Raw genomic sequence first — 15,124 nt, forward strand, 5'->3', positions numbered from 1 at the left:
TGCGCACTATTATGTTTTTTTGCATATAGCCTGATGAATGTCTGTGTGGATAATGGCTGAATATCAAGACATTCAAAGGATGCTCATGCAATGGACAATAAAAATATCGTTTTTCTTGATTACGCTACCTTTCCCGGGAGTGTGAAGTTAAAAACGATTCATGGCGCGCATAATTTAATCTTGCACGCAAGAACCTCACCGGAGCAATGCGCTGAACGCATTGCAAAGGCGGATGTGGTCATTACTAATAAAGTCAAGTTAACGTCAGAGCTGATCGCTCAGGCACCGGATCTTAAATTTATTGCGGTGGCTGCCACAGGTTTTGATGCAATTGATATCGACGCCTGCAAAGCCAGAAATATCCCCGTCGCGAATATTCGGGATTATGCGGTGGATACCGTACCTGAGCACACCTTTGCCTTGCTGTTCGCCCTGCGCCGCAGCATTACGGCCTATCATCAGGCCGTGCAGAAAGGACGCTGGCAGCAGGCAGGCCAGTTCTGTTTTTTCGACTACAGCATTAAAAATCTGGCCGGTTCGACTCTGGGCATTATTGGCGATGGCGTACTCGGTAAGCGAGTGGGCGAAATAGCGAAAAGTCTGGGAATGAAGGTGCTTTTTGCTGCGTATAAAGGGGTCAGTAATATGGGGCCGCTTTATACCGATTTTGACGAAGTGTTGAAAACCAGCGACATCTTATCACTTCATTGTCCGTTATTACCCTCAACGGAAAATATGATTACCGAAAATGAGTTTGCACTCATGAAGCCTGAGGTCCTGCTTATTAATACGGCACGCGGTGGCATCGTCAATGAAGAGGATTTATATCGTGCATTAATGACGCGGCGTATTGCCGGGGCCGCTTTTGATGTGGCAAAACATGAGCCGCCAGACAATGACGCGCCGATCATGAAACTCACGCAACTCCCGAACTTTATCTTAACGCCACATATTTCATGGGCCAGCCAGGAAGCGATTCAATCATTAGCCGACAAACTCATCGACAATATTAATGCCTGGCTGAGTGGCAAACCAATAAATATCGTTAACCCGTAGTACATAAAACACCAGGAGAATAATTATGTTTTTGGGAAAAGAAATCCGCTTAAAACGACTGCTAAATAAAAAATCAGGACGTCTGCTGGCCATCACCATGGACCATCCTATTACACGCGGCGTTTTACCTGGCATTGGCCCGATAAACGAGGTCATGGGCAAGGTTGTCGCCGGTAAACCCGATGCCATTACGATGCACAAAGGCATCATTGAAAAATCCTTTGCGCCTTATGCCGATTCCGATGTCTCCATCATCATGAAAGCCACCAGTTACTCCATTCCTTATCACGAGGCGTTTGATACGCCCGTTGCGGATGTAGACGAAGCGATTCGCTTTGGGGCAGACGCCATCTCGGTGGGTTGCATTCTGGGTGGGCCGGAACAGGCCAGGCAACTGACCTTTCTGGGGCAGATCACCAAAGCAGCAGGCTCGGCAGGGCTGCCGGTTGTCGCACACATCTATCCCAAAGGGCCGATGGTAGATAACCCCTTCGATGCCAAAAATCTGGCCTACTGCGTCCGCGCCGGTGCTGAACTGGGGGTGGATATCATTAAAACCCTGTGGTCCGGTTCTGCTGACACCTTTAAAGAGGTCGTGGCGTGCTGTCCGGCAATGGTGGCGTTGGCCGGTGGGGACATGGGTAAAGATCTGGTGAGCTTTTTGACCAACACCCGGAAAGCACTGGATATCGGCGTGGGCGGGGTCACCTATGGCCGCTTTGTCTGGCAGCACGACAACCCCACCGCCGTTGTCCGCGCACTGGACGCCATGATTAATGACGATTGCAGCGTAGACGAGGCGATCGCGGTTTACAAACAAGCCGGCGGCAACTAAGTCCGCGACAGCATAAATGAGGAAATCAGTATGAAAGCAGCAGTGCTATTTGAGGCCAACAAACTTGAAGTGATTCACGTTGATGCACCTAAAGCGGCGCAAGGTGAGTTGGTCATGCGTGTTAAATCAGCGGCTATCTGTGGTACAGACAGCCGCATCATAACCGGCAGAAAAACAAAAGGGGTACGTTTTCCTTCGGTTATCGGTCATGAGTTTGCCGGTGAAGTGGTTGATGTCGGGCAGGATGTCACTCACTTTGCGCTCTCGGATCGCATTGCTGTTGATCCTGTTATTCCTTGCCGTTCCTGTCTGTATTGTCGCAGTGGAAAAGAAAACGTCTGTCAGCACCGTCAGGCTATAGGTTACGAGTTTGATGGGGCTTTCGCTGAGTACGTCAAAATACCGGCCATTGCCCTTGAGGCCGGCAATGTTTTCAAACTACCCGACACCGTCTCTTATGATGCCGCCGCGCTGGCAGAGCCTTTAGCCTGCTGTATTAACGGGCAGAAAAACGTGGGTATCCATCTGGGGGATGTGGTGGTCATTATGGGCGCAGGCCCAATAGGGCTGATGCACGTCGCGCTGGCGAAGCTGTCAGGCGCATCGAAAATCATCGTCAGCGATCTCAATGAAAAAAGACGTCAGGTCGCCCTGAAATGCGGGGCCACCCAGGCCGTTGACGCCAGTCAGCAGGACCTGAAGGCCATTGTACTGTCTGAGACGGCCGGGCTGGGAGCAGATGTGGTGATCATGGCTATCGGCATTCCCGCGCTGGTTAATCCGTCGCTGGCATTACTGAGAAAAGGCGGTCGAGCCAATCTGTTTGCCGGTTTCTCAAAAGATGATACGGCCGATATTGATGTCAATCTGATCCACTACAACGAACTGGTGATTACCGGTGCCAGTGCGCTCAGCCGCGAAGGTTATGAAAAGGCCCTTGCGCTTATTTCATCGGGGCAAATAAACGTCGAAGCCTTAATTACGCACCGTTTTAGCTTATCGGAGATAAACGAAGCGCTCCGCCATGCGCAAAATGGCGATGCGGTGAAGATCATTATTCATAACGATTAACGTCAGCCAATGGAGGTCATAGCGATGGAAAAAGCCTTTCTTGGTATTGATGCGGGAAGCAGTGGCGTTAAAGTTTGCGCTTTTAATTTTCACGGAGAGTTGCTGGCTAAGGCCGCACGTGATGTCACCATTATATCGAAAACCGCCTTAAGCCATGAAATAGCCGTTGAGGAATACGGGTTACAGGTTGAAGACGCGATTAGAGAGGTAACGGCGCAAGTAAAGCATATTGTCTCGATTGGCTTCTCCGTCGCTTGTCCAACACTGGTCTTGCTGGATAAACAAGGTAAGCCCGTATGTAACGCGATCACTTATCTGGATGGGCGTTCAGAGGCGTTTATTAACCAAACGCTGGGAGACAAGAAAGAGTATGTCCGTTCATTAACGCATAACAGCCCCGGACCTTCTGCCTGTTGGGTGGGGACGCTGGGCTGGTTGCAGAAAGAGCAGCCGGAGTTAATGAAAAAAGTCCACAATGTCGTGCTGTTAAACGGCTATCTTGCGCTGCAACTCGGTGCGAAGAAAACGGGTATCGATCCCACGCAGGCGGCCTATTCTGGCGCGGTGGTGTTGTCTTCTGCACCAAAATGGTCGAGCGATCTTCTCAGGTTTTGGAAGTTTGACCATAACATCCTGCCGCCAATTTACCAGTGCACGTCGGTTGTGGGGCATATCACTGCAGCCGTCAGTCACAGAACCGGCTTAATGGAAGGCGTGCCTGTTATTCTTGGTTCTGCTGACACCGCGGCGGCGGCCTTTTCTGTAGGGCTTATCGATGGTGGGACGGCCTTTGAGTCGACCGGCACCTCGGGCGTCATCACGTTTTGCCTTGAAACGCCGAACTTCGACAGCCGTTTCATGAATCGTTACCACGTTGTGCCTAATCAGTGGCTGGCCCATGGCGCAATGTCCACCACCGGCGGCACCTTTGGCTGGCTCAATCAGGCCTTGTGGCCAGAAATGCAGGATATCGGCGAACTGGAAAAACTGGCCGCGATGTCTGCGCCTGGCGCTAACGGGTTGATTTATCTTCCTTACCTGGCGGGCGAGCGCAGCCCTTTATGGGACACGCGGGCTTCTGGCGCCTGGGTGGGGTTAAGACTGTCGCACAAACGAAACGATTTAATCCGCGCAGCAATGGAGGGAACCGCTTATGGCATGAAACAGATCCTGGAAATCGCTTATGAAAAGTGGGGCGTCAGGCTTGATGAAATTTTAAGTGTAGGGGGCGGTTCTCGTAATGCGTTATGGACGCAGATAAAGGCAGATATCCTCCATATTGAATATAACCTTGCCCAAACCAGTGATGCAGCAGCATTTGGTGCGGCAATGACAGGCGCAACCGGGGCCGGCTTTTTTTGCGGTATTAACGATCCCGACTTGCCGATATTAAAAACGGAAGAAGCCAGTTTTAAACCCAGTAATGATAAAAAACTGATCGACCTTTATCACAACCATTACCGTATTTACGATTCACTTTACCCGATACTTAAATCAACCATGCATTCATTAGCGAGCAATAAAAACACACTGTAATTTTTTTAAAATAATAACCAAACAGGAATCGTTATTTATAACGTCTCTTTATTTTTTCTTTTGCAAAAGGGAAAATTATGAAAACCTCTTCTCTGTCACAGGTAAAACCCGCCACGAATTTTCGCTGGGTGGTGCTGGCATTAATCTTTGCTGTTTATGCCGTGAATTATGCAGATCGTTCAAATATAGGTTCGGTATTACCCTTTATTACTGAAGAATTTAATATGACCAATTTCGAAGCAGGTCAAATTGCGAGTATGTTCTTCCTGGGTTATGCCATTTGCCAGATTCCAGCCGGTTTCCTGCTGGCTAAACGCGGTGTGCGTGGGATTGTCACGCTTTCCATCCTCGGTTTCTCGGCCTTTACCTGGTTAATCGGTACAGCGTCTTCGGCGCTTTCCATCAAATGGTTACGGCTCGGCCTGGGGGTTACCGAAGCTCCAACGCCGGTCGGGTTAACATCAACCATTAACAACTGGTTTCCACCAAAAGAAAAGGCGACTGCAACAGGGATCTACATCGCTTCCACCATGTTTGCGCCTATCCTTGTACCGCCTTTAGTGGTGTGGATCTCTTTAACCTTTGGCTGGCGTTGGGTGTTTTTCCTGTTTGCCATTCCCGGGCTATTACTGGCCGTCATATGGTATTTCCTGGTCAAATCCAGACCGGAAGAGAGTAAATTTGTTTCTCCCAGTGAGCTGAAATATATCCGTGCGTCTGAAACAGAGTCCGGTGATGAGGTCACTATTGAGAATATTGTGCAACATAGCCGGTTTGCAACACTGGATAAAATCATCAGGGTAAGGGAAATTAAGCCGCTTGATTCTGCCGCCAGGATTTTCCGTTCGCGCAATGTCTGGGGAAACACCATCGCCTATTTTATGATGGTCAGTATCATGTACGGCATTTTGACCTGGATTCCCTCTTATCTGGTGAATGAGAAAGGCTTCTCATTTGTCAAAATGGGCTTCGTCGCGGCCATGCCGTTCATCGGCGGATTTATTGGCTCTATTTTTGGTGGCTGGATCTCTGACAACATTTTTGGCCGACGTCGTAAGCCCACGATGATTTTCACTGCACTGGCGACCATTCTTATGATGGTGGTGATGATTCACGTGCCGCAGAGTACCGCTATGGTCGCGGGAGCCTTGTTTATGGTGGGGCTGTTACTCAACATTGGCTGGCCTTCATTTACCGCTTATCCAATGGGCGTTGTAGACCGGAAAAACTATCCTATCGCCATTTCACTGGTGAACAGCGGCGGTAATCTGGGCGGCTTTGTATCACCTATGGCAGCGGGTTATTTACTGGATAAAACCGGGCAATTTAGTTCAGTGTTTACGTATTTCGGTATCTGCGCGGTGATTGGTCTGGTGTTGCTGCTGATTATTGATGAGCCGAAGTAAGACTCACAGCCTGATAATGAAAGGCACAGTAACGTCTTTGCCCGTCAGCAAAGCAGAACATAACGTTGTGTCAGTCTCTGGCGCGCTGACCCGTTTACCGAATAGCCGGTGTGCGGTATGACAAGGTGGTGATGATGGCGCCGACGGTGTACGGACGCTGGCAAACCGCTTAATTCAGAAAGGCAGCATCGGGCACCGATCGGACACGCGCTGGTCGGTGCGCTTTTCATTTTGCCATTGATAAAAAGCAGCGCGGAGATTTTACCCTGTGGCGTATCTGCGCCGGTGGTGCCCGGGCAGGGAAAGCGTCTGTGCTGCCACGTATCGCCCTCATTTAATGCCTACAAGAACAGCCCCTCTTGTGATTTACGGCAATCGCGCGGGCTGCAACCGAACCAGCGGCGGAAGGCGCGCGAAAAGGCGCTCACTTCAGAGTAACCCAGCAGCAGCGCCATCTCGGAAACAGAAAGATGATGCTGTTTCAGATAATGGGTAGCCATCTCTTTGCGAACGCTGTCGACCAGTGCTGAAAAGCAGGTGCGCTCATCGCGCAAGCGCCGCTGCAACGACCAGGCGGATAAGCCCTGTTTTTCAGCAATGATTTCTAACGACGGCTCTCCGTTCAGTAACTGAAGGTGGATGTCGGTTCGGGTCTGATTCACGGTATCCTGACGAACGACGGGCGGGCTAAGCCGGCGGATGGCATCCTGCATGACCAGTAGCAGCATAGGATCATGATCCGGCATTTTTCGGTTCAGATCCGCCTTCGCGATGATCATCGAGTTAAAGGGTTGATCGAAGTAAACCGGTGCATCAAACACTTTGCAGTGTTCATGCCAGTGCTCCGGACGCGGATGCTCAAAATGCACTTCGCGCGGTGCCCAGTGGCGACCGGCGGCATGGCGGATCAGGTTGAGGAACATGCCCAGTGTCAGCTCGGCGTCCTGTCGGCGCATCAGGATCACACCATGACGTACCTGATAGTCCAGTTGCCAGCAGTCGCTGCGTTCTGTCAGCCGGATGCAGGTGTTGTGTTGGTGAAAGGGAAAAGCATTCACCACATTATGCAGGGCCTGTTCCAGCGTGGCGGAACACAATCCGATATAGCCAATCAGCCCCAGGGACTGTGGCCGGAACTGGTGACCGTACTGCAGACCAAAGTTGTCCACGCCGGCCTGGCTTGCGGCTTCCTCCAGCACCCGGCAGTAGCTGACCAAATCCAGACTCAGCGTGGGGCAGGCGAGCGTATCGGGATCGATCCCGCTGATCCCGAAAATGCGATCGACATCGCCGCCCTGTGCATTGATAAATTCGCCTAAGCCCGTTGCGGCGGCGGATAACACACCGCGATGGCCACTGCCTGCGCCGGAGATGGCCGTTAAAGCGGCTTCTGGAACTCTGATGGTCATCTTGTTTTCCGCAAAAAGTGAACGTCTTGTTATTCTGCAAAAAACATACCAGCTGGAATATCCGTGATAACAACCGCTTACCCGGTGCGCTTTTATTTTTGCACCGCAATCAGGCACTGCGGCGGTGCGTTAAACGCCAATCGGCAGCGCAGCGCCCTCAAGATAACGATGACACAGCCGCACGGTGTGGCTGGCCCATTGGTGACCCAGGCTGCGCGCCATCTCGGTTTCACGGTGGGAAGCCACCCAGGCGGTAAGCTGGATGCGCCGCTGGATCAGCATGGCCGGGATCATCGCCAGTTCCTGATCGCTGATATGCGCGACCTGTTCATATCCCTTTAACCAGTTTTCTACCCACTGGGGCGCGCTCGGATGATGTTCAACAAAACTGATCGCGGCGGCAAGGTCGTGTAAGTACCAGCCCATGCCGCAATCATCAAAATCGATCACCCGGGTTTCACCTTTATCTACCAGCAGGTTTGTCAGACGCAGGTCTGCATGAATCAGCCCATAGCGCGCGGGTGACTGGCCAAAATCCATCATCTGGCGGCGCACATGTTCCAGTGTTTCTTCCACTACCGCGTGCTCGGCGGCGGGTAAGCCTGCTACGTCACGCCAGTCTCCCCAATGGCCGGACGGAGAAACCATCGTATGGTGATCCCAGATAATGCGGCGAAATCCCTGCGGCTTTTGCCATTGCCGACTGTGCTGGTGCAGACGGGCAGTGATGGCACCTAACTGGCGAAACGCTGCCGGATCGACGCTGTCGGTCAGCATATCGCCCTCTATCCAGTGGAACAGCACCGCATAGCGTTCGCCACCGTCGGGCAGCGGCAGGATCTGAATGCGTTCACCTTGCCGATCTTCTACAGCGACGGGCACTATAATGTCTGCCGCCTGAAGTGCGTCCAGCCAGAGCAGTTCACTTTCAATATCCTGCTTCGCGTGATAATCGCCGCGGTGAATCCGTAACGCATAGCGGCCCTGCGGCGTGCTGACAGAAAGCGTGGCGTTTTCCGAGCGGCACAGCAGCCTGACCTCTGCCTGCGAACAGGCGGGATAGTTTATTAATGCCCGGTGGGCAAGCTGAAGGATGGTGTCGTTACTCAGCGTGTCATACTGTTTAATGCTCATGTCCGGCTCCCAGGTTTCTGCGTGTGGAGTCAGCATGGCGCTGAACCCTGCCTGCACGCTTGACCTGAAAGCAGAGGAAAATTGACTTTGGCAGGCACCTGACGGCCTGGCCTGGGGCAAGTTGACCTTAAATCACGGCGTTCTGTTTTCTGCGGTCAAGTTTTTCCCTCCTCACTGTGTCCATCATCTACCCGACAGCTTTTGTGCAGCCTATTTTCCATTAACACAGACGGGGAACGCAGTGATGAAAGAGAAACTGAAACCCACCCTGGGCACCCTGCGACTCTGGGGCATCGCCGTGGGGCTGGTGATATCGGGTGAGTATTTCGGCTGGAGCTACGGCTGGGGCGCAGCTGGCACCCTGGGCTTTCTGGTTACGACGTTTTTTGTTGCCGTCATGTATACCTGCTTTATCTTCAGCTTTACCGAACTGACAACGGCCATTCCTCAGGCAGGTGGCCCGTTTGCCTACAGCCGCCGGGCGTTCGGTGACACCGGCGGGCTGATTGCCGGTATCGCTACGCTGATCGAGTTTGTGTTTGCGCCTCCCGCTATTGCGATGGCGATCGGTGCCTATCTCAATGTACAGTTTCCGGAGATCAATCCAAAGCTTATCGCCGTGTGCGCCTATCTGGTGTTTATGGGGCTGAATATCGTCGGCGTCAGCATCGCTGCCACCTTTGAGTTACTGGTCACGCTGCTTGCCGTGATTGAGCTGCTGGTCTTTATGGGCGTTGTGGCACCCGGCTTTAGTCTGGCGAATTTTGTTGCCCACGGCTGGGCAGGACAAGAAACCTTCTCAGGGGCTTCTGTGTCCGGCATGTTTGCCGCGATTCCCTTTGCCATTTGGTTCTTTCTGGCGATTGAAGGCGTTGCGATGGCGGCAGAAGAGGCAAAAGACCCGCGCCGCACTATTCCTCGCGCCTATATCAGCGGCATTTTAACGCTGGTGGTTTTAGCGATTGGCGTGATGGTGTTTGCGGGCGGTGCAGGCGACTGGCGTACATTATCGGGCATCAACGATCCGCTGCCGCAGGCGATGAAAATGCTGGTCGGTAATGATTCGCGCTGGATGCACATGCTGGTCTGGATTGGCTTATTCGGTCTGATTGCCAGTTTTCACGGCATCATCATGGGCTATTCGCGCCAGTTCTTTGCGCTGGCCCGTGAAGGCTATCTGCCGCCCGCTCTGGCGAAGCTGTCGCGGTTTAACACACCGCACCGTGCGATTCTGGCCGGTGGCGTGGTAGGGATTTTGGCCATTTTTTCTGACGGTATCAGCTTTCAGGGGATGAGCCTGACCGCTGCCATGATCACCATGTCGGTATTTGGTGCGATTGTGATGTACATCATGAGCATGCTGAGCCTGTTTAAGCTGCGTCGCACGGCCCCCGGGCTGGAACGCAGCTACCGCGCGCCGGGTTATCCGGTTATCCCCGCGATTGCCCTGTGCGGCTCGCTGATCTGCCTGGCGGCGATGTTGTGGTTTAACCCAGAGATTGGCGCGCTGTTCCTGGCCTTTATGGTCGTGGGTTACCTCTATTTTCTGACCACCCACTCCCGGCGCGGCACGATCGCGCAAACCTCTGTCGCGGCGGAGATCGACTAACGCAGACAGGCGCTGCCGCGCACTGATGTGCGCCAGCGTCTGCATTGAACCTGAGGAGCAATGATGACGGTACGTTCAACCATTATGGATACCAACAGCTTTCGTGCAGAGAACGCGGAAGCGCTGGCCCCGGCGATTCGCCAGTTAACCGATAAACGCAGTAAGGTGCTGGGCGAGTCGTATCGGCTGTTTTATCGTAATCCCGTGCATCTGGTGCGGGGACAGGGTCAGTATCTCTGGGACCAGGCGGGTAACCAGTACCTGGATATGTATAACAACGTCGCCAGCATCGGCCACTGCCATCCGGCGGTTGTGGAGGCCGTGCATCAGCAGATGATGCGGCTGAATACGCACACGCGCTATCTGCATGAGTCTATCCTGGAATATAGCGAACGAATTCTGGCAACGATGCCGACGGCCATCGATCGGGCTATGTACATGTGTACGGGTTCCGAGGCGAACGATCTGGCAATACGCATGGCGCACGCCTGGAGCGGCGGCACGGGCATTATCGTTTCGAAAGAGGCCTATCACGGTACCAGTGCGCTGACGTCCGGTGTATCACCGGCACTGGGCAGCGGTCAGCCGCTGTCATCGCATACCCGACTGGTGGCATCGCCCGATTTTTATCGCATTCAGCCTGCCGATCAGGGTGCCTGGTTTGCCCACGAAATTCAGAAACAGATCGATGATATGGCCGCGCACGGTATCAAGTTTGCGGGGTTCCTGGCCGATTCGATTTTCTCTTCTGACGGGGTATTGCCCGGCGAGCCTGGCTTTTTAAAGCAGGCGATTGAAGTGGTTCATCAAAACGGCGGGATTTTTATTGCCGATGAGGTTCAACCCGGTTTTGCCCGCACGGGGGAAGCATTCTGGGGATTTGCGCGCCACGGCGTGGTGCCCGACGTGGTAACGACGGGCAAGCCGATGGGTAACGGTATTCCCGTATCCGGTTTGATGGCGAAAGCGCCGGTTATGGCGGCCTTCAGTGATTCGCTGCCGTATTTCAATACGTTTGGCGGCAATCCGGTTTCGATGGCGGCGGCGCATGCGGTGATGGATGTGATTGAGCAGGAGGCACTTCAGGCACACAGCCTGAAAACCGGGCAAGCCTTGTTATCGGCCTTGCAGTCGCTTCAGGATAGTTATGCCTGCATAGGCGACGTGCGCGGCGCAGGCCTGTTTATCGGCTTTGAGCTGGTCACGGACAGAGAAACTAAGCAGCCAGACAAAAGGCTGGCGCTCGATCTGGTTGAGGCGCTGCGCGAGGAATGTGTGCTGACGTCTGTCGCCGGGCCTTACGGCAACGTGCTGAAGATCAGACCGCCGCTCTGTTTCCAGACGGGCGATATCGACTGGGTGGTCAGTGCCATGGATCGCTGCCTGAGAAAACTGCAGGGATAAACCGTCGCCGGGCACAGGATGACTAACTGCCCGGCGTATGGCCCGGCTGGCGGTGTAGCGGTGATTGGTGAGCGAAGAAAGCCCGACGCATGCCGGGCTCAGTCAGGTCAGCAAAACGGAATATTGTGTTAAATATTGAGGCTTTCAGTCTTATTTTAATTTAACTTAAAGGATTTATAATGAGGTTAATTTAACAGGTGTGTATCTTGTTACGGGTTGAATATTATAATTTTTTGTACTCAGCGTTTGCTAAGGTTTTTTAATCAGGCCCTGGGAAAAGGCCTGAGATCGTTTAATCTGATTAATGTAAACTTCCTGCTTACGACGCGTGCTTGCGTTCTGATTCAATTTGCTTACGCCATGCGCGATTGTGCAAGCAGTAGGCAATCATGCGATAAAAAATCATGCTGTTAAGACATCTTAAACTCAATGCAATTAAAATGGTTCCAATGATTGAGGCTACCAAATGAGTGGTTTTTATCTCTGCACCGAGTAACATGCCAAATGTGGTATATATAAAAAATAGCACGACTAACACGGTAGTGCTAAAGGTTAAGTAAACATAGCTTTTAAGTGCCCAGTATTGCCCTCTTGCTATCAGAATCATTAAAGGGTTTATGATGATGCAATATATAAAATCTGTGATTATTGTTCCTGTCAAAAAAGCATGTTCTGACCAGTTCATCCAATTTGAAATGCCATGCCAGAGAGAGATTTGAGGAAGAGAAAAACTTATCAATGTGAGCATGACACTTGCTATCAGTGGAAGACCCATAGTATGCCATCCAATCGGCACGTCCATCTCATCTGTCATCTCATCTTTAATGGATTCAAGCTGTTCGTCATTAGCCTGGATAATTTGTACGGTGACTTTTTTACTGAGCGCTAATGAACTTTTCAAATGATTAAGCATGATTGTCAAAGCCCTCCCTGTGCATTTTTCATTAAAAAAGGATATATCGATTTAATCAAATACAATACGGATCGTATATTTAAACAAAAAAGCCTCGAAACGAGGCTGTAAATTGTACAATTTAGTTGCTATAAACTTTTTACTTTACGAGGTGTGGTTTTTTTCTTTGCATTTCAATTTGCTTACGCCATGCGCGATTGTGCAAGCAGTAGGCAATCATGCGGTAAAAAATGCTAGTATCCAGACACTTAAAGGAAAGGTATACAGCAAAAACTCCCGCAAATGAAAGACCAAATAGTAATACATGCACGTCTGAGTCTGCTAATGCCGAAAAAAAACAATAAATGATGAAGAGCAAAGAAGATAATGTTGTTATCGAAAGAATAACTAAGTGGAATTTTAAAAAAAGATAACTGCCTTTTGCCACAAAAAATAATGAAAGAACAATGAGGAACGCATAGGAAAATGCTGAAACCATAATGCCAATCATTAAAGCATATTGTGGCCATCCCATTAGTGCATAAATGCCTTTCCAAAACGAGACCTGAGGAATAATAAAACTAAATAAAGCCAGAAAGCAACTTGCAACAAGTGGAACGCCCATTGTGTGCCAACCGACAGGTTTCTTCATCTCGTCAATCATTTCATCTTTTATTAATTCCAGTTTGGCAATATCAGATGTATCAATTTTTTTGTTATAAATTTCGCTTAGGGTCAGCGTTTTTTTGAGCTTTTTCAGCATGTGTATCAATTAACCCCTGTAGCATTAAATGACTGGAGTAATCCTATAATATATTTTCCTGACTGTGATATGTTCTGTGGATTACGAATGGTCCCTGTCAAGGCACTGCCGACAAATGCAGAGGTATTAATAATGGCGTTAGCTAACTCTTTTTGTAGTGATTTCTGCAATGCTTCAGTGGGAAAACGCTTAGGGTATCCGCCCATTTGCATAATGGCTTTGATGCCAGAATTTGAAATACCCGGGTTTTGAATACGGATGATCTCTTGAGTAATTCGCTTTCTCTCTGCTCTGCTCAACGTTTTCAACCACTCGATTGCGCGTGCGGATGAAGCACCCCTCATCAGTTTGTAAGTATCAAAAATACTTTTTAGTCCTGCGCCTGCACCTGCTAAAGAAATCACATCTAAAGCGGTACAAGTTGCTGAGTACCAACCTTGACTATCTATCCAACTGACGCTTTCTTCATTTCCTGCACTGATTAACAATAGTCGGGCTCCACCATTTAAACACTGACCTACAGTTGCAAAGGTTCCAGCGGCGATTATCCCGGCAACAACGCCAGTTGCTCCTGCTGTTAATGGTACTGTGCTTCCTGCTGCGATGGCGAGAAATGCTGTCGCCACAGCTGCCCCACATGAAAACGCCGTCGACGTAATCTCATTCGCCAAAGAAGGCTTACTCAGCGTATCCGTGAGTGACTTCGCTGCTACCTGCGGCGTAGTGGCATTGACCTTAGTAATCACCACATGACTCACACTACTTCGGTTTGGCGAAGCGTAGCGGCGAGAAGGGCGAACAAGCCATTGTTCGCGGCCATCGGAATAGATGATGCCCACCTGACTAAAATCGCGCGTGCAATCCAGACGATTGGCCAGGGCGGTGAAATCAATGTCATCTGCGGACACCAGGCCCATCCGTCGGCCAAGGCCGTAATCCGGAAGGTTATTTGAATAGGATTCTGATAAGGCCATTAGCTCACTCCTTGCTGATGATGACCGGGTTATGAAGCGTCAAGGGTAAAGCGCAGCGGAAACGAATTAATTAGGAATAGTCTTAATGATCCATTAGAGCCATCAATGTGTCGATGTCGCCATCCATGCCAGCCATCCCTCTGTAAGAAGTTTGTGGCTTATCAAGTGATTAACCCTGCTTTACATTTCATGACAATGCAACCTTTTCATGCCGCGACTTATGCGCTGTCAGCCAGGTTATATCCGTTTTATCAACAAAACGCGTAGCACCAAAGCGACATAATTTGTTGCTTTAATGTGGCGGAAAGGTTTAAAACTATCGTGCAGGAATTAATCAAATGCTTGAGTTTTTTTAACCTCTCCTTTTACATTTATTTGGGATAAATAAAATCATGAAAAACAGGGTACTTGTTGCTTTTGCTCTCCTTGCGCTGAGTGGCTGTAGCACGATGTCTTCTAATGACGCCATTCCTCCCCTTCAGACCGAGACAGCAAAAATGCTGGGTTTGAGTTCTTCTGATGAGCTGACCGTAACCAACGTGTCCGCGACAAAACCAGATACACTGGGATCTCAAATGCTGTCTTATCGTGCAACCACAGATAAAGGCCGTATTTTTGACTGTCAGTCTCAGATGATCCCCGGCATCCTGGGCCAGGAACCGGTCGTCACCGTGCCAAAATGTACGCCAGTTAAAGTACATAACTAAAAACCGTTTCCCTGCCTGTATTTCGGGCAGGGAATCTCCGTTTACCGGTTCGCCTTTCGCAATAAATCAAAGAAACACCCATCCCGTGGTTTCCTGTCTTGAACGCGCGTTTCTTTCAACGGTTGTACCCATTTTAGTGGCACGAACCCGATCTGAATATTCACGTTGCAATCGCTCAGCATCAGCAGCGTGAGATGTTTTCCCCTTCCCGAGCCGTCTTGCTGCCGCAAAGCACAGACGTTGCGTGAGTGACCAGGCATCCGTTTTGAGAGCAACCGTGTTGATCCTGACTCAGCGCCTTCGTTAAGCCGCCTGCACGAAATCATCA

Annotated in this window: 13 protein-coding genes; 8 read left to right on the plus strand and 5 right to left on the minus strand. The window is 50.7% G+C overall.

The window, feature by feature from the left end; genetic code table 11:
• Positions 1-90: 90 nt before the first annotated feature.
• From A6A26_RS08185 to A6A26_RS08205, 5 genes are all read left to right on the plus strand, one after another.
• On the plus strand, positions 91-1,056 hold the full coding sequence (locus A6A26_RS08185) for a D-2-hydroxyacid dehydrogenase (RefSeq protein ID WP_063878273.1): 966 nt from the start codon (positions 91-93) through the stop codon (positions 1,054-1,056).
• 25 nt (positions 1,057-1,081) lie between these two features.
• The gene (locus A6A26_RS08190) at positions 1,082-1,891 is read left to right on the plus strand and encodes a class I fructose-bisphosphate aldolase (RefSeq protein ID WP_063878274.1); all 810 of its coding nucleotides are present in this window, start codon (positions 1,082-1,084) and stop codon (positions 1,889-1,891) included.
• 30 nt (positions 1,892-1,921) lie between these two features.
• The gene (locus A6A26_RS08195; RefSeq protein ID WP_063878275.1) at positions 1,922-2,962 is read left to right on the plus strand and encodes a zinc-dependent dehydrogenase; all 1,041 of its coding nucleotides are present in this window, start codon (positions 1,922-1,924) and stop codon (positions 2,960-2,962) included.
• Between the two features lie 24 nt (positions 2,963-2,986).
• On the plus strand, positions 2,987-4,498 hold the full coding sequence (locus A6A26_RS08200) for a xylulokinase (protein WP_244915416.1): 1,512 nt from the start codon (positions 2,987-2,989) through the stop codon (positions 4,496-4,498).
• Positions 4,499-4,575: 77 nt separating this feature from the next.
• Positions 4,576-5,904 carry an MFS transporter gene (locus A6A26_RS08205; protein ID WP_063878277.1) on the plus strand — a complete coding sequence of 443 codons (1,329 nt, stop codon included), beginning with the start codon at positions 4,576-4,578 and terminating at the stop codon, positions 5,902-5,904.
• A 341-nt stretch (positions 5,905-6,245) separates the two neighbouring features.
• Here A6A26_RS08205 and A6A26_RS08210 read toward each other — a convergent pair whose 3' ends face one another.
• Both A6A26_RS08210 and A6A26_RS08215 read right to left on the minus strand, forming a co-directional pair.
• Positions 6,246-7,313 carry an AraC-like transcriptional regulator QhpR gene (locus A6A26_RS08210; RefSeq protein WP_063878278.1) on the minus strand — a complete coding sequence of 356 codons (1,068 nt, stop codon included), beginning with the start codon at positions 7,311-7,313 and terminating at the stop codon, positions 6,246-6,248.
• 129 nt (positions 7,314-7,442) lie between these two features.
• On the minus strand, positions 7,443-8,447 hold the full coding sequence (locus A6A26_RS08215; RefSeq protein WP_063881100.1) for a phosphotransferase enzyme family protein: 1,005 nt from the start codon (positions 8,445-8,447) through the stop codon (positions 7,443-7,445).
• 244 nt (positions 8,448-8,691) lie between these two features.
• Here A6A26_RS08215 and eat point away from each other — a divergent pair, with 244 nt between their 5' ends.
• Positions 8,692-10,056, plus strand: coding sequence for an ethanolamine permease (gene eat, locus A6A26_RS08220; RefSeq protein WP_063878279.1), 1,365 nt, complete (start codon positions 8,692-8,694; stop codon positions 10,054-10,056).
• 63 nt (positions 10,057-10,119) lie between these two features.
• Positions 10,120-11,460 carry an aspartate aminotransferase family protein gene (locus tag A6A26_RS08225; protein WP_063878280.1) on the plus strand — a complete coding sequence of 447 codons (1,341 nt, stop codon included), beginning with the start codon at positions 10,120-10,122 and terminating at the stop codon, positions 11,458-11,460.
• A 319-nt stretch (positions 11,461-11,779) separates the two neighbouring features.
• On the opposite strand, the gene A6A26_RS08230 is transcribed toward A6A26_RS08225, so the two are convergent.
• The 3 genes from A6A26_RS08230 to A6A26_RS08240 all read right to left on the minus strand — a co-directional run bounded on the left by A6A26_RS08230 (position 11,780) and on the right by A6A26_RS08240 (position 14,089).
• Complete coding sequence (locus A6A26_RS08230; protein ID WP_063878281.1) at positions 11,780-12,373, minus strand: hypothetical protein; 594 nt, start codon at positions 12,371-12,373, stop codon at positions 11,780-11,782.
• A gap of 139 nt (positions 12,374-12,512) precedes the next feature.
• Positions 12,513-13,115, minus strand: a complete 603-nt coding sequence (locus A6A26_RS08235) for a hypothetical protein (protein WP_082875166.1) — start codon at positions 13,113-13,115, stop codon at positions 12,513-12,515.
• 5 nt (positions 13,116-13,120) lie between these two features.
• A complete protein-coding gene (locus A6A26_RS08240) occupies positions 13,121-14,089 on the minus strand; it encodes a hypothetical protein (RefSeq protein ID WP_063878282.1) in 969 nt (322 codons plus the stop codon).
• A gap of 392 nt (positions 14,090-14,481) precedes the next feature.
• On the opposite strand from A6A26_RS08240, the gene A6A26_RS08245 reads away from it, so the two are divergent.
• Complete coding sequence (locus tag A6A26_RS08245) at positions 14,482-14,796, plus strand: hypothetical protein (RefSeq protein ID WP_063878283.1); 315 nt, start codon at positions 14,482-14,484, stop codon at positions 14,794-14,796.
• Positions 14,797-15,124: the final 328 nt, after the last annotated feature.

Origin of the sequence: Pantoea sp. OXWO6B1, assembly GCF_001641135.1 — a bacterium.
GTDB classification, from domain to species: Bacteria; Pseudomonadota; Gammaproteobacteria; order Enterobacterales; family Enterobacteriaceae; genus Pantoea; species Pantoea allii.